This window comes from Bacillus siamensis, assembly GCF_051628075.1.
GTDB lineage: Bacteria > Bacillota > Bacilli > Bacillales > Bacillaceae > Bacillus > Bacillus siamensis.
In genome coordinates this window covers 2,337,751-2,357,080 of the sequence record NZ_CP155579.1, presented here as the reverse complement: position 1 = coordinate 2,357,080, position 19,330 = coordinate 2,337,751, and the positions used below count along the sequence as shown (strand labels likewise).

General features: G+C 46.0%; 17 protein-coding genes and 1 pseudogene. 12 read left to right on the top strand and 6 right to left on the bottom strand.

The window, feature by feature from the left end:
• Window positions 1-6: 6 nt before the first annotated feature.
• The 3 genes and pseudogenes from mce (at window position 7) to ABDB98_RS11305 (ending at window position 3,077) form a co-directional block, all read left to right on the top strand.
• Window positions 7-436, top strand: a pseudogene (gene mce, locus ABDB98_RS11315) (methylmalonyl-CoA epimerase).
• Complete coding sequence (locus ABDB98_RS11310; RefSeq protein ID WP_438422140.1) at window positions 429-1,946, top strand: acyl-CoA carboxylase subunit beta; 1,518 nt, start codon at window positions 429-431, stop codon at window positions 1,944-1,946. Before mce ends, ABDB98_RS11310 begins: the two are co-directional and overlap by 8 nt.
• A gap of 15 nt (window positions 1,947-1,961) precedes the next feature.
• Window positions 1,962-3,077: a M20/M25/M40 family metallo-hydrolase gene (locus ABDB98_RS11305; protein ID WP_060964816.1), complete on the top strand. Its 1,116-nt coding sequence runs from the start codon at window positions 1,962-1,964 to the stop codon at window positions 3,075-3,077.
• An 85-nt stretch (window positions 3,078-3,162) separates the two neighbouring features.
• On the opposite strand, the gene ABDB98_RS11300 is transcribed toward ABDB98_RS11305, so the two are convergent.
• The gene (locus ABDB98_RS11300) at window positions 3,163-3,999 is read right to left on the bottom strand and encodes a membrane protein insertase YidC (RefSeq protein ID WP_038459107.1); all 837 of its coding nucleotides are present in this window, start codon (window positions 3,997-3,999) and stop codon (window positions 3,163-3,165) included.
• Window positions 4,000-4,031: 32 nt separating this feature from the next.
• Complete coding sequence (locus ABDB98_RS11295) at window positions 4,032-4,313, bottom strand: hypothetical protein (RefSeq protein ID WP_003153239.1); 282 nt, start codon at window positions 4,311-4,313, stop codon at window positions 4,032-4,034.
• 75 nt (window positions 4,314-4,388) lie between these two features.
• On the opposite strand from ABDB98_RS11295, the gene ABDB98_RS11290 reads away from it, so the two are divergent.
• Both ABDB98_RS11290 and gndA read left to right on the top strand, forming a co-directional pair.
• Window positions 4,389-5,633, top strand: coding sequence for a DNA polymerase IV (locus ABDB98_RS11290; protein WP_438420188.1), 1,245 nt, complete (start codon window positions 4,389-4,391; stop codon window positions 5,631-5,633).
• Between the two features lie 108 nt (window positions 5,634-5,741).
• Window positions 5,742-7,151 carry an NADP-dependent phosphogluconate dehydrogenase gene (gene gndA, locus ABDB98_RS11285; protein WP_007408395.1) on the top strand — a complete coding sequence of 470 codons (1,410 nt, stop codon included), beginning with the start codon at window positions 5,742-5,744 and terminating at the stop codon, window positions 7,149-7,151.
• A gap of 90 nt (window positions 7,152-7,241) precedes the next feature.
• Here gndA and zwf read toward each other — a convergent pair whose 3' ends face one another.
• The gene (zwf, locus tag ABDB98_RS11280) at window positions 7,242-8,711 is read right to left on the bottom strand and encodes a glucose-6-phosphate dehydrogenase (RefSeq protein ID WP_438420187.1); all 1,470 of its coding nucleotides are present in this window, start codon (window positions 8,709-8,711) and stop codon (window positions 7,242-7,244) included.
• Window positions 8,712-8,919: 208 nt separating this feature from the next.
• Here zwf and rnz point away from each other — a divergent pair, with 208 nt between their 5' ends.
• Window positions 8,920-9,846 carry a ribonuclease Z gene (rnz, locus tag ABDB98_RS11275; protein WP_438420186.1) on the top strand — a complete coding sequence of 309 codons (927 nt, stop codon included), beginning with the start codon at window positions 8,920-8,922 and terminating at the stop codon, window positions 9,844-9,846.
• Between the two features lie 78 nt (window positions 9,847-9,924).
• Complete coding sequence (gene rpmG / locus ABDB98_RS11270) at window positions 9,925-10,074, top strand: 50S ribosomal protein L33 (protein WP_003153246.1); 150 nt, start codon at window positions 9,925-9,927, stop codon at window positions 10,072-10,074.
• A gap of 45 nt (window positions 10,075-10,119) precedes the next feature.
• Here the strand turns inward: rpmG and ABDB98_RS11265 are convergent, their stop codons facing one another.
• The 3 genes from ABDB98_RS11265 to loaP form a co-directional block, all read right to left on the bottom strand.
• The gene (locus ABDB98_RS11265; protein WP_438420185.1) at window positions 10,120-10,896 is read right to left on the bottom strand and encodes an alpha/beta fold hydrolase; all 777 of its coding nucleotides are present in this window, start codon (window positions 10,894-10,896) and stop codon (window positions 10,120-10,122) included.
• Window positions 10,897-11,011: 115 nt separating this feature from the next.
• Window positions 11,012-12,028: an NADPH dehydrogenase NamA gene (gene namA, locus ABDB98_RS11260; RefSeq protein WP_060964821.1), complete on the bottom strand. Its 1,017-nt coding sequence runs from the start codon at window positions 12,026-12,028 to the stop codon at window positions 11,012-11,014.
• Between the two features lie 366 nt (window positions 12,029-12,394).
• Complete coding sequence (loaP, locus tag ABDB98_RS11255) at window positions 12,395-12,925, bottom strand: antiterminator LoaP (protein WP_003153257.1); 531 nt, start codon at window positions 12,923-12,925, stop codon at window positions 12,395-12,397.
• Window positions 12,926-13,637: 712 nt separating this feature from the next.
• On the opposite strand from loaP, the gene fabD reads away from it, so the two are divergent.
• The 5 genes from fabD to ABDB98_RS11230 are packed head-to-tail and all read left to right on the top strand — an operon-like array spanning window position 13,638 to window position 19,327.
• Complete coding sequence (fabD, locus tag ABDB98_RS11250) at window positions 13,638-15,896, top strand: ACP S-malonyltransferase (RefSeq protein WP_438420184.1); 2,259 nt, start codon at window positions 13,638-13,640, stop codon at window positions 15,894-15,896.
• Between the two features lie 40 nt (window positions 15,897-15,936).
• Complete coding sequence (locus ABDB98_RS11245) at window positions 15,937-16,917, top strand: LnmK family bifunctional acyltransferase/decarboxylase (RefSeq protein ID WP_060964823.1); 981 nt, start codon at window positions 15,937-15,939, stop codon at window positions 16,915-16,917.
• Between the two features lie 24 nt (window positions 16,918-16,941).
• Entirely contained in the window at window positions 16,942-17,214 is a 273-nt protein-coding gene (locus tag ABDB98_RS11240) for an acyl carrier protein (protein WP_327815294.1), read from the top strand.
• Window positions 17,211-18,575 carry a long-chain fatty acid--CoA ligase gene (locus ABDB98_RS11235; protein ID WP_438420183.1) on the top strand — a complete coding sequence of 455 codons (1,365 nt, stop codon included), beginning with the start codon at window positions 17,211-17,213 and terminating at the stop codon, window positions 18,573-18,575. The genes ABDB98_RS11240 and ABDB98_RS11235 overlap by 4 nt, the downstream gene beginning before the upstream one ends.
• Before the next feature lie 14 nt (window positions 18,576-18,589).
• A complete protein-coding gene (locus tag ABDB98_RS11230; protein ID WP_438420182.1) occupies window positions 18,590-19,327 on the top strand; it encodes an SDR family oxidoreductase in 738 nt (245 codons plus the stop codon).
• Window positions 19,328-19,330: the final 3 nt, after the last annotated feature.

The window sequence follows — 19,330 nt, the reverse complement described above, 5'->3', positions numbered from 1 at the left end:
CGCGCAATGAAAAAACTTGATCATATCGGTATTGCCGTCAGCTCTATTGATGCCGCAAGAGGATTTTATGAACGGATGCTGGGGCTTACGTATATAGGAGACGAGCTGGTAAACGGCCAAAATGTGAAAGTTGCTTTTTTAGAAGCGGGAAGCACAAAACTTGAGCTGATTGAGCCGCTGTCCGAAGCATCTCCCGTCAGCTCCTTTTTACAGAAAAGAGGCGAAGGGCTGCATCATTTGGCGTTCCGGTGCGCCGATCTTAAGGAAACGATCAAGGAGCTTGAATCAAGCCGCATGACTTTGACCAATCATGAACCGCAAAGCGGAGCAGGCGGGAAGAAGATCGCATTTCTCTCCCCGAAAGAGGCGAACGGGGTTTTGATTGAGCTTTGTGAAACAATTGAAAAAGGAGAAACTGGTTGATGAGCATGAGTGACCATATCAGACACTTAAACGAAAGACGTTCCTTTTTTACAAACGGCGGCGGTGCGGAAAGAAATGAAAAACAGCACAAAAAAGGCAAGCTGACGGCAAGAGAAAGAATTGCCTATTTATTGGATGAAGACAGTTTTTCAGAGCTTCAGCCGTTTGCCAAAAGCCGCATGCCCGAATGCCAACATGCTCCGGGAGACGGCGTCGTTACCGGATACGGCACAATTGACGGACGGCCCGTGTATTTATTTGCTCATGACTTTACCGTTCTCGGCGGGACGCTCGGTGAGACACATGCCGAAAAAATCGCGGCGGTGATGGATCTGGCGGCTAAAAATAAAACCCCGATCATCGGACTGAACGACTCAGGTGGTGCGAGAATTCAAGAGGGTGTGGTATCATTAAATGGCTACGGTCATATTTTTAGGCGGAACGTCCTTTACTCGGGAGTGATTCCGCAAATTTCTGTTATCCTCGGGCCATGTGCCGGCGGTGCTGTTTATTCACCCGCTCTGACGGATTTTGTGATTATGGCGGAACAGACGTCGCACATGTTTATTACAGGTCCTAAAGTCATTGAACAGGTGACGGGTGAACAGATTGACGCGGAGAGTTTAGGCGGTGCGGGAATACATAATGTGATAAGCGGAAATGCCCACTATTCCGCACGAACGGAAAAAGAGGCTCTTTCCGCGGTGAAAACCTTGCTTTCTTATCTCCCGCACGGCAGTCAGACGGCATTGCCCGTTAAAAAGGAAGACGCCAGGCCGTTATTAAACACCCTCGTTCCCGCGGACAGTTCGAAACCTTACGATGTGTTACAGGTGATAAAAGAACTGGCGGATGACGGAACGTTTTTTGACATTCAGCCGTATTTTGCCAAAAACATTGCTGTCGGTTTTCTGAAGCTCGGACGTCGCACTGTCGGTTTTGTCGCAAACCAGCCGAAACATTTGGCGGGGAGCCTCACGATTGATGCCGCTGACAAAGCGTCGAGATTCATCCGTTTTTGCGACGCATTTCATATTCCGCTGTTAACGATCGCTGATGTTCCCGGATTTCTGCCGGGCCTTCAGCAGGAGCATGCGGGAATCATCCGTCACGGAGCAAAATTGCTGTATGCTTTTGCCGAAGCGGCGGTGCCGAAAGTGACGCTCATCATCAGAAAAGCTTACGGAGGCGCTTATGTCGCCATGAATTCAAAAGGGCTCGGAGCTGATCTTGTTTTCGCCTGGCCCAATGCGGAAATTGCCGTGATGGGAGCAGAAGGCGCGGCATCGATTTTATACCGCAGAGACATACAGGCTTCTGACGATCCGGAAAAAACGAAGTGCGAAAAAAAAGCCATATATGAAAAGGAAAACGCCGGTCCGTATAAAGCGGCTGCCTGCGGTATGGTGGATGACATCATCCGGCCGGAAGACTCGAGGAAAAAATTGATTCAGGCATTTGACATGCTTGCGCATAAGGAAGAGGAAAGACCGAAAAAAAAGCACGGTAATATACCGCTTTAAACGGAGGAACTGAAAATGGTAAACGAAAAACGCCTGCTTGAAGAATTTCTGGAACTTGTTCAAATTGATTCAGAAACAAAACACGAAGCGGAAATCAGCAAGGTGCTCAAACAAAAATTCACTGATTTAGGATTGAGCGTAAAAGAAGACGATACAAAAGAAGTGACGGGGCATGGAGCCGGCAACTTAATCTGTACGTTAAAGGGCACAAAAGATGCGGATACGATTTATTTCACATCGCATATGGACACTGTTGTTCCGGGAAAAGGCGTTAAGCCGATTGTGGAAGACGGCTATGTCAAAACCGACGGCACGACGATTCTAGGCGCTGATGATAAGACGGGCCTTGCCGCAATGTTTGAAGCCATTAAAGTGCTGAAAGAACAAAACATCGAGCACGGAACGATTGAATTCATCATCACGGCCGGGGAAGAATCAGGATTAGTCGGAGCAAAAGCAATGGATCGTTCCGATATTACCGCGAAATACGGTTTTGCGCTTGATTCAGACGGAAAAGTCGGCAACATTATTGTAGCCGCGCCGACACAAGCGAAAGTGAGAGCAACCATTTTCGGAGAAACGGCTCATGCGGGAGTAGAACCGGAAAAAGGCATCTCCGCGATTACAATCGCATCAAAAGCAATCTCAAAAATGCCGCTCGGCCGTATTGATGAAGAAACAACGGCTAATATCGGACGTTTTGAAGGAGGCACGCAAACCAATATCGTCTGCGATCAAGTTGATATTCTGGCTGAAGCGCGTTCGTTAGTGCCTGAAAAAATGGAAGCGCAAGTGCAGAAAATGAAGGAAGCTTTCGAATCTGCGGCAGCTGAGATGGGAGGCCGCGCAGAAGTGGACATCGCAGTCATGTATCCGGGTTTCAAATACCAGGACGGCGATCAGGTTGTGGAAGTCGCGAAAAAAGCGGCGGCAAAAATCGGCCGGCCGAGCGAACTGCAGACGAGCGGCGGCGGAAGTGATGCGAACATCATTGCCGGCCACGGCATTCCGACAGTCAACCTGTCAGTAGGTTATGAACAAATCCATACGAAAAATGAAAAAATGCCGATTGAAGAGCTCGTCAAAACGGCGGAAATGGTCGTTGCCATTATCGAAACAGCAGCCAACTAAAAACGAAGCACCCAATGAATTGGGTGCTTTTTTTCGTAAGATCCACATGAAAAAACCTGCCGGAATTCACACGGCAGGTTCAATATTATGATTTTGCGGGCTCTGCCTGAGCCGCAGCTTGTTTCTTTTTATGATGCGTCTGCTGTAAAAGCACGTTCTGCACTGTTAAAAACAGTCCGCTTGTAAACCAGTAAAGCGGAAGCGCAGCCGGTACGTTAAGTGAAAAAATGGTCATCATGACAGGGAAAATAAAGACCATGATTTTTGCTGACTGCATCGCGGCCGGATTTTGAGCGGCCGGTGAATATTTCTCGTTTAATTTTTGGGAAATATAAGCCTGTAAGAAATACATGGCGCCCGCGCACAGTGATACAAGAATATCAGAATGCCCTAAGCTGAACCACAGAAATGAGTGTGAAGCAATTTCCGGCGTTGAGCGGATGGCGTAATAAAAACCGATCAAAATCGGGAATTGCACCAGCATCGGAAGGCATCCCATTGCCATCGGATTCAGATTATGCTCACGGTAAAGCTTCATCATTTCCATTTGCAGTTCTTTTTGTTTCTCCGCATCTTTCGTTTGTTTTATTTTAGCCTGAATGCTGTCGACCTGCGGTTTGATCACAGCCATTTTTTCCTGGAACACCCGCTGTTTCTTAAATTGGTTCACAAACAAAGGCAATACAACGATCCGGACGATAATCGTCACCAGAATAATAGACAGTCCGTACTCACCGTGGAACAGGCCCGCCACACCTTTTAAAAGTGCCGAAAACGGCTCGATCAGGTAATCGTGGAAAAACCCGATATTCCCGAGGCCCCCCGTCTGAGTCTGAGATGTCGCTGCAAAAGCCGAGCGGCCTGTGCACAGTACGATAAAAAATAATCCGAATGCTATCCATTTTTGATATGTTTTAGACAATTATGTCTCCTCCTTTTTATCTTCACTTGCCGTTATAAAAGGAGGAAGCTGACATCTTCATCATCATTCGCCGGTGAATTCATGCGGATGACTTTACGTATCCAAGTTGTAATGCGATGATATATAATAATAAGAAAGTCTGTTCGGTTCAGCTGAACGACTGCTTGATGTTCATCTATTCGTTTCGTTCTCCAATGCTCGCCTGCGCGGCGCTCACGCAAAAGAAAAGCGATGCCGATCGCGGTCAGAGCGGGAAGAATAATTGTGAAAAAATCGACTAAAAATAAAAAGTCATTCATTGACTCAAGAATCATTTTATCACATCCATTCAGCTCTTATTTTACTACATATATATAAGGTTGTCTATGAAAGGAAAGGAGGCGCCGGGAGTGGCCGGAAAAGGGAGAATTATATTTCATATCGATATGAACAGTTTTTATGCCTCTGTAGAAATGGCGTATGATCCGTCTTTAAAGGGAAAACCTCTCGCTGTTGCCGGAAACGTGAAGGAACGGCGAGGAATCATCGTCACCTGCAGCTACGAAGCGAGAGCGCGGGGCGTAAAGACCACCATGCCGGTGTGGCAGGCGAAGCGCCTCTGTCCGGAACTCATCGTCGTTCCTCCGAATTTTGACCGCTACCGGAGTTCGTCAAAAGAAATGTTCAGCATTCTGAGGGAGTATACGGATTTAGTCGAGCCTGTTTCTATTGATGAAGGATACATGGATATTACGGACACACCGCACGGACATAGGGCGTATGAGACAGCCGCAGACATTCAGGCAAGGCTGCAAAAAGAGCTTTTGCTTCCGTCAAGCATCGGCATCGCTCCGAATAAGTTTCTCGCCAAGATGGCGTCTGAAATGAAAAAACCGCTCGGCATCACCATTTTAAGAAAAAGAGAGCTGCCGGACATATTGTGGCCTCTCCCGATCGAAGAGATGCACGGTATAGGAACGAAAACTGCGGAAAAAATAAAAACGCTCGGCATCAAAACGATCGGTGATTTGGCAAAAGGAGATGAACGGGCGCTGAAAATGCTGCTCGGCATAAACGGGCCAAGGCTGAAGGATAAGGCGAACGGCATCCACCGCGCAGAAGTCGATCCCGAACGGATTTATGAATTTAAAAGCGTCGGCAACTCATCCACCCTTTCGCATGATTCGGCTGACTGGGATGAATTAACCGGCGTGTTTGACCGGCTCGCGCTGTCTGTAAGCGAACGGCTTCAGCGTAAGGAGGTCATGGCCTGCCGGCTGTTCATCATGATCCGCTATGCGGATTGGAAAACGGTCACAAGAAGCATGACTCTCAGCAATCCGGCTGATCAGAAAAAAGACATCATGAATGCGGCGATGGAACTGTTTGACAAGCACTGGAACCAAAAACCGGTGAGGCTTCTCGGCATCACCGGAACGGAACTGGTCGAAAAACAGCAGGCGTATAAACAGCTTGACCTGTTTTCATTCAAGGAGGATGCAAAGGACGAGCCGATTGTTCAGATGATGAACGAGCTGAATGAAAAATACGGCCGACACATGATCCGAAAAGGCGCCGTCATGAAAAAAGAAGAAAGCAAAACAAGGGGAACGAGCTTTAACAGAGACTTTTTTCAGGATGAAAAGAAAAGGTGAATAACTTGAAAAAAGGGGTTATGTATGATAATTTCTTTAGTATAAATATCATTTTATTTTAATTTAAATTTTAAAATGGTTAAACGTTTGAAGAAGGGACGTTAGAATATGTCAAAACAACAAATCGGAGTTATCGGTCTTGCGGTAATGGGTAAAAATCTGGCTCTTAACATTGAAAGCCGGGGATTTTCTGTGTCTGTATACAACAGATCAAGCAGCAAAACGGAAGAGTTTTTAGAAGAGGCAAAAGGCAAAAATGTTGTCGGTACATACAGCATTGAGGAGTTTGTCCAGTCTCTTGAAACACCCCGCAAAATTTTATTAATGGTTAAAGCGGGAACTGCAACGGATGCGACGATTCAATCTCTTCTTCCTCATCTGGAAAAAGACGATATTTTGATTGACGGCGGAAATACATACTATAAAGATACACAGCGCCGGAACAAAGAGCTTGCCGAAAGCGGCATTCACTTTATCGGAACGGGTGTATCAGGCGGTGAAGAGGGAGCGCTTAAGGGGCCTTCTATTATGCCGGGCGGCCAAAAGGAAGCGCACGAACTCGTGAAGCCGATTTTGGAAGCCATTTCTGCTAAAGTGGACGGAGAAGCTTGTACGACATACATCGGCCCGGACGGAGCGGGGCACTATGTAAAAATGGTGCACAACGGTATCGAATACGGTGACATGCAGCTGATCTCTGAGTCATACTTCATTCTGAAACAGGTGCTCGGACTGTCTGCCGAAGAGCTTCATGAAGTATTCGCTGAGTGGAACAAAGGAGAGCTTGACAGCTATCTGATCGAAATCACGGCTGACATTTTCACTAAAAAAGATGAAGAAACGGGCAAACCGCTTGTTGATGTCATCCTTGATAAAGCAGGCCAAAAAGGAACGGGTAAATGGACAAGCCAAAGCGCTCTTGACTTAGGCGTGCCGCTTCCGATTATCACTGAATCTGTTTTTGCGCGTTTCATTTCCGCAATGAAAGAAGAGCGTGTGAAAGCAAGCAGCCTGTTGTCCGGACCTGACGTTAAGCCGGTCACTGAAAACAAAGAAGAGCTGATTGAAGCGGTCAGAAAAGCGCTCTTCATGAGTAAAATCTGTTCTTACGCACAAGGTTTCGCCCAAATGAAAGCTGCATCTGAAGAATATAACTGGGATCTGAAATACGGTGAAATCGCGATGATCTTCCGCGGAGGCTGTATCATCCGCGCGGCGTTCCTGCAAAAGATCAAAGATGCGTATGACCGTGAACCGGAGCTTGACAACCTGCTGTTAGACAGCTATTTCAAAAACATTGCAGAAAGCTACCAAGGCGCCCTTCGCCAAGTGATTTCACTTGCCGTAGCCCAAGGCGTGCCAGTACCTTCGTTCTCAAGCGCACTTGCATATTACGACAGCTACCGTACGGCAGTGCTTCCTGCAAACTTGATTCAAGCGCAGCGTGACTACTTCGGCGCGCATACGTACGAACGCACGGATAAAGAAGGCATTTTCCATACTGAATGGATGAAGTAATGAAGAAGCCCCCGCAATAACTGCGGGGGCTTTTCTGATATGTAAAAACCGCGGGCCTTATGAACAGCGCCGCGGTTTTTTGATTTTTTCTTATATATTCCACCAGTGAAGGCCGTCTTTTTCTAAGAGGTCGTCTGAAGCCTTAGGTCCCATTGATCCGGCTGCATAATTCGGGGAAAGGGTTTTGTCGGCTGCCCATGTTTCGGAAATCGCGTCGACGAAATTCCAAGAAAGCGCCACTTCGTCCCAATGGGCAAAGTTCGTTGCATCGCCGAGCAGACAGTCGTGAATCAATTTTTCGTAAGCTTCCGGTGTATTCATTTCGTCACTGCAGTTGCTGCAGTAATCCAGCTTAATCGGCTGAGCATGTGCGGCTCCGCCTAATTTTTTAGCATTCAGATATAAAGTGATGCCTTCATCCGGCTGAATGTGGATGACAAGCAAGTTCGGATTTACATTCGTTTCATTGCCGTAATATAGGTTCATCGGAATGTCTTTAAATTGAACGACGATTTTCGTTGATTTTTCTTTCATCCGTTTCCCTGTTCGGATATAAAACGGAACGCCGGCCCAGCGGAAGTTGTCAATTAACAGCTTTCCGGATACGAATGTTTCCGTATTGGAATCCGGTGCTACGTTTTGCTCATCCGTATAGCTCGGTACAGAGTTTCCGTTGATCGTTCCCGCTTGGTATTGTCCGCGGACGAAGTAATCGCCCACTTCATTTGGAGCGACAGGGCGGAGAGCTCTCAGCACCTTCACTTTTTCGCTGCGGATTTCTTCTGTGTTCAGTTTAATAGGCGGTTCCATTGCTAAGAGAGCGACCATTTGTAAAATGTGATTTTGAACCATATCGCGGAGTGCGCCTGATTTTTCATAATATCTCGCACGATCCTCAACGCCGAGATCTTCACTTGACGTAATCTGGATGTTTGAGATGTAGCGGTTATTCCAAAGCGGTTCAAACAGTGCATTCGCAAAACGGATGACTTCGATGTTTTGAACCATTTGCTTGCCTAAGTAATGGTCGATCCGATAAATTTGATCTTCTGTGAAAGCTTCCCGTATTTCTTTGTTAAGCTCTTTCGCACTCGGCAGGTCATGGCCGAACGGTTTTTCAATTACGAGACGGGACCAGCCTTTTGTGGCTGTGACACCTTCATTTTTAAGCGATTTTGCGATAGTGCCGAAAAACTCAGGGGCCATTGCCAAGTAAAACATTCGGTTATTCGGGATTTCATATGTATGTTCAAGCTGATCAAGCAGGACATTCAGCTCCTGATAGGAACCCGGATTCGTTACATCAAACGGATGGTAATAAAAATGAGATGTGAAATCATCTATGTCTTTTTGCCCAGCCGAAGAAACAGACGTTTTAACGGTTTCACGGAGGTCCTCGTTTGACCAAGGTCTTCTTCCAACACCTACAACTGCAAACTCTTCACCAATCTGACCATTTTTATATAAACGGTGAATGGATGGGTAAAGTTTTCGTTTTGCCAAATCCCCTGTGGCACCAAATATTACAATTACTGCTTTTGGTTTGTCGTTTGTTTTCACTTAGAGTACCTCACTTTATCTGAAGCATGGTTTAAAACCCCGCATATTTCCTTCATTTTAAATCTAAAATTCGTTGAAAGCAAATGTTTCAGCCTGTTTTTTGAGGTTTGCAGAAAAAAATTAATCAGGCCGGAGAAGCCCCGGGTGAATTCACATTTTCAGCCTGATCCTGTATCCTTAGTAGTACAAAGATCTAGGAGGAAGCATTGTGGAATTATTATTTTTAGGGACGGGGGCCGGCATGCCGGCAAAGGTGAGAAACGTAACGTCCGTCGCGCTGAAGCTTCTTGAAGAAAGGCGTTCCGTATGGCTGTTTGATTGCGGAGAAGCCACTCAGCATCAGATATTACATACAACAATCAAACCGAGGAAAATCGAAAAGATTTTCATCACCCATCTTCACGGGGACCATGTTTACGGTCTTCCGGGTCTGTTGGGAAGCCGGTCATTTCAGGGCGGTGAAGAAGAGCTGACGATTTACGGGCCAAAAGGCATAAAAGCATTTATTGAAACAAGCCTGAATGTGACGGCGACTCATTTGACGTATCCTCTTACCGTACATGAAATTGAAGAGGGAACGGTTTTTGAAGATGAGCAATTCATCGTTACCGCAGCATCCGTCATTCACGGTGTAGAAGCGTTCGGCTACCGTGTACAGGAGAAAGATATTCCCGGTGCATTGCAGGCCGGCAGACTGAAGGAAATGAATATTCCGCCCGGTCCCGTCTATCAGAAGATCAAAAAAGGCGAAACAGTCACGCTTGATGATGGAAGAATTATTGATGGACAGGATTTTTTGGAGCCGCCGAAAAAGGGGAGGATCGTCGCTTTTTCAGGGGATACCCGGGCATCAGAGCGGGTAACGGAGCTTGCGCGCAATGCCGATGTACTTGTTCATGAAGCGACGTTTGCCAAAGAAGATGCAAAGCTTGCGCATAATTACTATCATGCGACGACAGAACAGGCCGCACAAACGGCAAAAAAAGCAGGCGCCAAACAGCTGATCTTAACTCATATCAGCGCAAGGTATCAAGGCGAATCGCCGATAGAGCGTCTGGAACATGAGGCGAAAGCGGTATTTGAAAACAGCAGGATCGCATTTGACTTCATGGAAGTCACCGTGGAACGCTCTTAAAAAATGGACGCTTGACATTTTAATTTGAGGGTATATAATAAAACGTAATTATTACGATTTAATTGAGAGGTGAAAATGATGCGTGTGAATGTAACATTGGCCTGCACAGAGACAGGGGACAGAAACTATATCACGACGAAGAACAAACGAACGAATCCGGATCGATTAGAAATGAAAAAGTATTCACCCCGGTTGAAAAAGTATACTTTACATCGTGAGACGAAGTAGATCACGATAAAAAAGCCATTGTGCTCCGGCACAATGGCTTTTGTTTTATGAGTTTACCGCCTGATAGGCCGGAGCATTCATTTGCTGGCGCGCCGCACACCAAACATCATAAATGGCAAGGTGGACGATATGCGGTTCATCGTGATGAATGGCGTGAGAACTGTTTTTGGCCTGAATCCATCCGCTTTGATAAGAGACATCGAGCATGCTTCTGTGCAGTTTCATCCATTCTTTATGAGCGTGCTTTAAGCGCTCATCACGCTCTCCCGATGATAAAATCAACAGCGGCATATCGCCGAAATGAATCTGCTGGTGCTTGATCTGCCGAAGGCTCGTCAAAAATTCCGCGTGTGATCCTTCTAATCTGAACTGCTTCAGGTAGGCCGCTTTCATTTCCGCGGGAAGAAGCGGAAGCACTTTCGTCTCCTGATCTTCAGAAACCGGGTCAAGGAGCACCATTCCGAGAATATCCCGTCGGTTTCGGCTCGCCCAAAGTCTGCTGATAATCGTGCCGTATGAATGCGAGACGACAAGGTAAGGAGGCTTGACGCCCGCCTTCAGCAGAAGGGCGTTTAATTCCTGTACCATGTGATCTGCCGTTCGCTTGTTTCTGCTTTGGCCGCTTTTGCCGATTCCGGCTCTGTCATATGTGAAAACCCCAAATTCTTCATCTATGTCAGTGAGTAATGGTGTCCATGTTTCAGAAGAAGTGCCGCAGCCGGCTTCAAAGACGATCGTCACTTCGCCGGCACCTTTACGGTGTTTTGTATAAAACGGACAGCCGTCAATCAGGTATGTCCTTTCCATCCATGCTGCTTTCATTGGAGTCATCCCCTCTAATTGGTTCTATAAGGAAGACGGAGATGCTTCGGCGATCGTTTCTCAAAAAATAAAAAAAGAGACAGCCGATGATAAAAATTTCCGGCTGTCTCTTCTGTCACCATGCTCTGTCGTATTGCACCGGCGACGGTATTTCTGTATTCAGCTGCTTCGCTGCACTTCTTGCAAAATGCGGATCGCGCAGAAGTTCTCTCGCGACAAAAATGAGGTCAGCGCGATTGTTTTGCAGAATTTCTTCGGCCATTGTTCCTGTCGTTATCAAACCGACGGCGCCTGTTGCGATTTCGGCCTGCTCACGGATTTTCTCCGCAAAGCTCACTTGATAGCCGGGGAAGACGTTAATATCAGCTTGAACGAGTGCGCCTGAGCTGCAATCAATCAGGTCGACTCCCTGCTCCTTCATCCACTTCGCAAAGCCGATATGATCGGCAATGTCCAGCCCCTTATCAGTATAATCAGATGCGGAAACACGGACAAATAGCGGTCCGTCCCAGACTTCCTTGACGGCTTCAATGGTCTCGCCTAAGAAGCGGTAGCGGTTTTCATGTGAGCCGCCGTATTCATCTGTACGGTGATTGGACAGCGGTGACAAAAATTCGTGCATTAAGTAGCCGTGTGCCGCATGAAGCTCGATAATGTCAAAGCCGGCTTTTTTCGCACGCGCCGCGGCCTGCTTGAATTCCTGAATGGTTTCTTTAATTTGTTCTATCGTCATTTCAGCCGGTGTTTTGGACTGCTCATCGAACGGAATGGCTGAAGGAGCGTAAATGTCTCCGTCAAGCTCTGCTTTACGTCCCGCGTGCGCGAGCTGAATGCCGATTTTAGACCCTTGCGCTTTCACTTGTTCTGTCAGTTTGGCAAAGCCTTCGATATGATCGTCGCTCCAAATGCCCAAATCCTGATCGGTAATTCGTCCCTGCGGATTAACGGCTGTCGCTTCAACGATAATCAGACCGACCTGACCGATTGCGCGAGATATATAGTGCGCCATATGAAAAGGCTGCAGCTTTCCGTCCTTCTCATGTGAGGAATACATGCACATCGGTGCCATAACAATACGGTTTTTGATCGTTACATCTTTAACGGTCCATGGTGTAAATAATTTTCTGGCCATTTATTTCGCCTCCCGGAATGTTTGTAGACATTAATTATAACAACTCACGATCATTCAGTCATATAAACTGCTCACAGCCGAACACATCGTTCTTATTGTTGTGAACGGGCATTTTTCTTATACACATCGGGGCCGTATCTTCATAACAGGCATTTACAGCCGATCATATAGCAAATATAGATGAGAAACGCACCGATGACTGCGCGGCGTCCTTTGAAGCAGTTTGTCAGGATGAAAATACTGCCTTGAAAACAAAAAGTCTGACCGTGACGGTGGTGAGCGGGGTTATTTTGATGTCGGGCTTTCGTCTGTTTATATAAAAAGGGCATCAACGGCACATGCTGTTGATGCTTTTTTTTTGAAATGCTAGGGTTTGGAGAGCACTTCAATTCCGACGTTGACCATTTTGTCCAGTCCCATAAAAGACAGGCAGATTTTGGCGCGTCTTTTTCTTTTATCGATCTTTTTAATAATGCCTTCCATTCCTTTAAGAGGTCCTGAGGCAACGGTTACTTTTGAATTTTCAATATAGACTTTTGAATAATCTACAGTGTCTCCTTCTCCGATCAGCCTGATAATAGGGAGGATTTCTTCATCCTTAATTGTCGTGAAATAGGTTTTACGCTCTTTGGAATAATATGCGCCGTTATTCACGATTCTGCATGAAATGGGGAGTTCTTTGATTTTATGAAATGTCCGCTCTGTCATCTTTGTTTTAAACAGCACATATCCCGGAAACATTTTTTTGAGTGCCTCGTATTTGATTCCGGCTTTTCGTTCTGTGACTTTTTTCTTGGGTATGATTGAGTAGAGAGCCTGCTCATCAAACTGCAGACGCAGAAATTTTTGCACTGCTTCTTCTTTTCCGGACTCTACAAAAAGTGCGTACCATTTCATGACTGGGTCCTCCTTAGAATAATAAGAAATTATTATACAAAGAAAGTATTTAATGGATAGTATTTAAAGTGATTAAAAAATTTTCTAATTCGTCTTTTTTTTACATAATATATGAAAATGAAAAATAAGTATAGACCCAATTGACAGAGAAGCGATGAATTTTCTTTGACATGAAAAGGGTTCAGGGAATTGTCTGACATTTTATCCGCCGAACATAAAACTGTGGAATAAATGTCAGAAAATAACGAAAAAAGGTCTTGACATTATTATCTATAAATTGATATTATTCTCTTTAAATAGCAACTATTTGTTAAATTTATTAAATTGATGTAAAGCACCTATTAAATTTCAATCGCTGTTTCGGCACGTTGAAGAGGAAATAGGGATTATAAAAATGATTGCAGTGTATATATCTACATATACATGATAAGGGAGAAGTGTGCCGTCATGGCTGTTTTCGGGCATATTGGCACTGCAGCTTGTCATGAGAAACATTCAGTAAACAAGTAATATGTTTTAATATAAATTATGTCAGAAAAGGAAAACACAATGCGTTTGCGATTTTTAAACCTGTGCTGAATCGCAAACGCGTTTGTGTTTTTATTTTTATGCCGGTGTTTACACCAGTCAATATATGAATATAAGAGACGTTTTTGTATGGAGAACCACATGTGATGTACAAAATTGGCGATGCGGAAAGGATGAGGATAAGATGCTTACGTTTGTTTTCCCGGGGCAGGGTTCTCAATTTAAAGGAATGGGAGCCGGACTGTTTGATGAATTTCAAGATCTGACACGGCAGGCTGATGACATATTAGGCTACTCTATAGAAGAATTGTGCCTGGAGGATCCGAATCACCAGCTGGGGAAAACGCAATTTACCCAGCCGGCGTTATATACGGTGAGTGCACTCAGTTATTTAAAGAAAATGAAAGAGTCCGGCAGAGAGCCTGATTACGCCGCAGGGCACAGTTTAGGAGAATATAATGCGTTATTTGCGGCCGGCTGCTTTGATTTTGAGACCGGTTTGCAGCTTGTAAAAAAAAGAGGGGAGCTCATGAGCAAGGCAGCTCCCGGAGGCATGGCGGCGGTTTTGGGGGTTACGGCTGAACAAGTAAAAGAGGTTCTATCCGATTATCATCTGACCGGCATTGATATTGCTAACCACAATTCACCTTCGCAAATTGTGATCGCCGGAACGAAACAAGACATTGAAAAAGCGGGCCCCGTCTTTGAAAAAGCCGGCGTGAGAATGTACCTTCCTTTAAATGTGAGCGGCGCCTTCCATTCCCGCTATATGAAAGATGCTGAAAAAGAGTTTGCAGATTATTTAGAAGAAACGGCGTTTTTGCCTCTTCGTTTTCCGGTGATCTCAAATCTTCATGCCGCACCTTATAAGAATGATGAAATCAAAACAAATCTGACTTTGCAAATGACCAATCAGGTAAAGTGGACGGACACGATACGCCGTCTGATGGGAATTGAAAATAATGAAATTGCAGAAGTCGGGCCCGGGGAAGTGCTGACAAAACTGACGCGGCAGATTAAAAAAGATGCCGTCCCATTACCTATGCCGAAAGAAGAGTCTGATACTGCTGATGTCAAAGCATCGGCAGCTGATTCACAAAAAACGGCGGGAATGAGATTAGGGAACGAAGATTTTAAAAAAGATTATAACATCCAATATGCTTACATGACGGGCTCCATGTACAGGGGAATTGCTTCGGAACAGATGGTCATTAAAGCGGCAAAAGCGGGAATGCTGGGCTTTTACGGAACGGGCGGATTGAGTATCGAACGGATCGGACAGGCCATCGGAACCATCAGATCTGCACTGCGGCAAGGGGAAACATTCGGAATGAACCTTCTTCATCATATGATGTCACCTGACAAGGAAGTCAGAATGATAGATTTATATTTGAAAAACGGCATTCATCTTATTGAAGCATCGGCATTTATGGGCATAACCCCCGCTCTCGTTATATACAGAGCAAAGGGATTAAGCAGGAATCATGACGGATCGGTGTCAGTTCAAAACAGAATCATCGCGAAAGTATCCCGGCCTGAAGTCGCTGAGGCCTTTCTGAATCCGGCTCCGGCTCATATGCTGGAAAGACTTGTGTCTGACAATCGGCTGACAGCCGGGGAAGCGGCGCTTGCAAAAGAAATTCCGATGGCTGATGACATTTGCGTTGAAGCGGATTCAGGAGGGCATACCGACCAAGGGATTCCGTATACATTAATGCCTGCCATGATCAGACTCAGAGACCGCATGATGGAGAAGCACGGGTATGCGAAAAAAGTAAGAATCGGCGCAGCCGGCGGAATCGGCACTCCGGAAGCGGCTGCTGCCGCGTTTCTGCTCGGCGCCGAATTTATCGGAACCGGTTCTATTAATCAATGCACGGTCGAAGCCGGGACAAGTGATTCAGTGAAAGATCTGCTTCAGGAAGCGAACGTGCAGGATACGTCATACGCTCCCGCGGGAGATATGTTTGAAGCGGGAGCAAGGGTGCAGGTGCTGAAAAAAGGCCTGTTTTTCCCGGCCAGAGCCAATAAACTCTTTGACTTGTACAGACAATACAATTCTTTAGATGAAATAGATGAAAAAACGAAAACATTAATTGAAGATAAGTATTTCCAGCGCAGTTTTGAAGAAGTGTATGAGCAGTTGAAACATGATAAATCTCCTGAACAGATCGCCAAAGCTGAACAGAATCCGAAACACAAAATGGCGATGGTATTTAAATGGTATTTTTCCCATACGACGAGGCTCGCTCTGGAAGGAAAAAGCGAAAGTAAAATAGATTACCAAATTCATTGCGGCCCTGCACTCGGCGCATTTAATCAATGGGTGAAAGGAACCCCGCTTGAAAATTGGAGAAACAGGCATGTCGATTTGATCGGCAAACAGCTCATGGAAGAAACAGCCGGCCTTCTTGCGCAAAGGCTGGTATCGATTACAGGCTGAGTATGACCGGACATTACATTTTTTCTGCGGAGGACAGACCATGCTGATTGAAAATCATGAATTAACGATGAGCCATGTCGGGTTAGGGAATTTGAATGAGTACGCGCTGCTGCTGTTATTCGGCAACGCACACAGTCACCATTTAACGGACGGAACGGGATTCCGGCCTGATCAGATGGCCGATCACCAAGGGCTGATTTTGTATCCGGCTTATTTTATGACACATCTCAAAGTTCCTTCAGATAAGCCTCTTGATCAGTACCGATTATGGGACGAGGTTTCCGTCGGAGTCGATATCTCCCGGTTTGGAGAAACCATATTAGAATCTGATTATTTGTTCGGGCCGAAAGGAGCGGTCAGCTCTGATAAAAGCGAGTGGGACCCCGGGCGGTTTCCTTCTATGAAAGCCAATAGTTTAATTGTCGTCGACGTCACACAAACAGAAGGTTCGACCCGCAAAGTCTCAGCGCCTAAGGCTGAATGCATTGCGGAACTTTCTAAGTTAGCCAAGCCGCCTTACGCGCTGATGCGGTCAAAGAAAATCAGAACAGATGCTTTCGGTATGAAGCCGGGCAACCTCAAAACAGCAGACCCCGTTTCATATCGGGTTCCTGTTGATCAGGATGCTGCGCCGGGGCATGCCATGGTGTTTGCGAAATTCAGCAAGATAATGGATGCGGCGGAATTTGAATGGATGACGCGCCGGTCGAAGCCGGGTTTTCCGGTTTCAATCGCGCGGCATTTATTTTTGCTTGAAAGAGAGACGTATTATTACGGAAATTGTTTTGCAGATGAAGAGCTTGATATTTATATGACGGGACACATTGAAGAATGCGATCCCGACTTTCACGGTGAGTCCCTCGGTATGATCTCAGTGGCGAAAATCAGCTATCAGATTGAAGTCTATATGAAAAGAAATCATACATTGCTGGCCATTTCCAAGGTGGATAAGCTGCTGGCGGTGCCGACCTCTTCACAAGATCATATTCCGGATTATAAACGGGTCATCAGAAGTTTATAAAATGAAGAATGGAGCTGAAAGCAAATGGAACAAACCAAGGAAATGAAGCAGATCATCGCTCAAATCATCCAGGACATTCAAGAACAGCAGTCATATCGGGCCGTCGAAGCGGGAGATGATGTGAGAGTCATAGAGGATCTGGGCTTCTCATCACTGGATATCGCTCAATTAGTCGCACAGATGGAGATGGAAACCGGAGTAGATCCTTTTTCCAAAGGAGAAACAATTTCCAGCATTACAACCGTCGGCAGCATTTGTGATATTTATCAAAAATATATGGACAGTGCTCAATCATGAAAACAGAAAGCGGGAGAGATATCAGCTGGGTGACTGATAAGCTTAGGGAAACGCAAGACAGTGAGTTTCTCATTTTTAAAGGGCAGACTTTTACGTATGATGATTTGCTGGCACGAATTAGCTTTTTTCAGAAAGAACTTGAACAAAACGGAATACGTGAAGGTGAATGTGTGGCGCTTATCGGGGATTATTCCCCGAACGCCATTTTTTTGCTGCTGGCGCTTCTGTTAAACCGAAATATCGTTGTCCCTCTCAGCAATGAATCAAGGGAAAAGCATCTCGATATGTTTGAAGACGCGAAAGTGAATCAAATCATTGAAATAAATGAAAATGACAGCTGGACGCTTCGTGAAGGTTCTAAAAGCGCCTCTCACCCTCTGCTTGATGACCTGCGAGAGAGAGGGGAGTCAGGCATTATTATTTTCACATCGGGAACCTCCGGCAAAAGCAAAGCATCCGTGTTAAGCGCCGGCCGGCTGCTTGAAAAATACAAAATGGCGAAGAGAAAACCGCTGCGTACGCTCATTTTTCTGAAATTGGATCATATAGGCGGCATTAATACGCTGTTTGCGATTCTGTTTAACGGGGGAACGATCGTCACATCAGACAGCAGAACGCCGAAGTCCGTTTATCAGGCGGTCGACAAACATGCTGTCCAAGTACTCCCCGCCACCCCGACCTTTTTAAACATGCTGCTGATGTCCAATGCGGATGCCGGCTATAACCTCTCTTCACTCCAGCTGATCACTTACGGCACAGAACCGATGCCCCTATCAACGCTGCGCGGCATTCATCGGCTGTTTCCGGGTGTACGGCTGAAACAAACATACGGATTAACTGAACTGGGTATATTCTCAACGAAATCAAAAGACAGCCAATCCACTTGGATGAAAGTAGGCGGTGCCGGAACAGAGACCAAAATTACCGGAGGCACGCTTTGGGTCCGTTCTGAGTCGGCGATGCTCGGCTATTTAAATGCACCGTCACCTTTCGATGAAGACGGCTGGTACGACACCGGTGACCAGGTGGAAACAGACGGCGAATATATAAGAATTCTCGGAAGAAAGAGTGAAATCATTAATGTGGGCGGAGAGAAAGTTTTTCCGGCAGAGGTGGAAAGCGTTTTTCTGGAGATACCGAATGTCCGGGACGTTCTCATAACGGGCAGAAAAAATCCGATTACGGGCGAGATTGTCGCGGCAGAGGCCGTACTTGAAAAAGAGGAAGATATCAAATCTTTCAGAAAGCGGGCCGTAGCTCATTGCAGACAGAAGCTGCAGCCATATCAGATACCGCAGATCATTTCTGTTACAGATCGGAAACTGTCTAATGACCGATTTAAAAAAATAAGAAACGTGTAAAACAGGAGGTACATATGAATAACGGAAAAGTAGCGGTAGTCAGCGGAGGAAGCCGGGGACTCGGAAAATCGATTGTACAGGCGCTTTTGGATGAGGATTACAAAGTAGCCGCTTTCAGCCGCAGTGAATCTGATTTTATTAACACATTGAGAGAGAGTGAAAAGTACCGCGGCCGCTTTTATTGGGAAGCGGCGGATGCGGCGGATGATGCCGCCATGAAACAGTTTGTTCTTCAAGTATACCGCAAGTTTTCCAGAATAGACGGCTTGGTCAATAACGCCGGTTTGAACCTTGATCAGCTGCTGCCCCTGACCAATGATGAAGACATTGACCGCATCCTTAATCTGAATATCGGTTCAGTCATCAAGCTGACCCGAAATGTTTCCCGGGTCATGCTGAAACAAAATTCCGGATCAATCGTTAACATAAGCTCCATTATCGGCTCAAGAGGATTTAAAGGCACTTCTGTCTACAGCGCATCCAAAGCGGCTCTTGACGGCTTGACGCGAAGCCTGGCCAGAGAGCTCGGGTCAAAAGGAATCCGTGTCAATTCACTTGCGCCCGGTTTTGTGGACACCGATATGACGAAAAATATGCCGGAAAAACAAAAATCGCAGATTATCAGAAGGACGCCGATGGGACGTTTAGGCGAAACAGACGATATGACCGGACTCGTTCGTTTCCTGCTTTCTCCTGAATCGTCCTTTATGACCGGACAGACAATAGCAATAGACGGCGGATTAACTTGTTAAAGC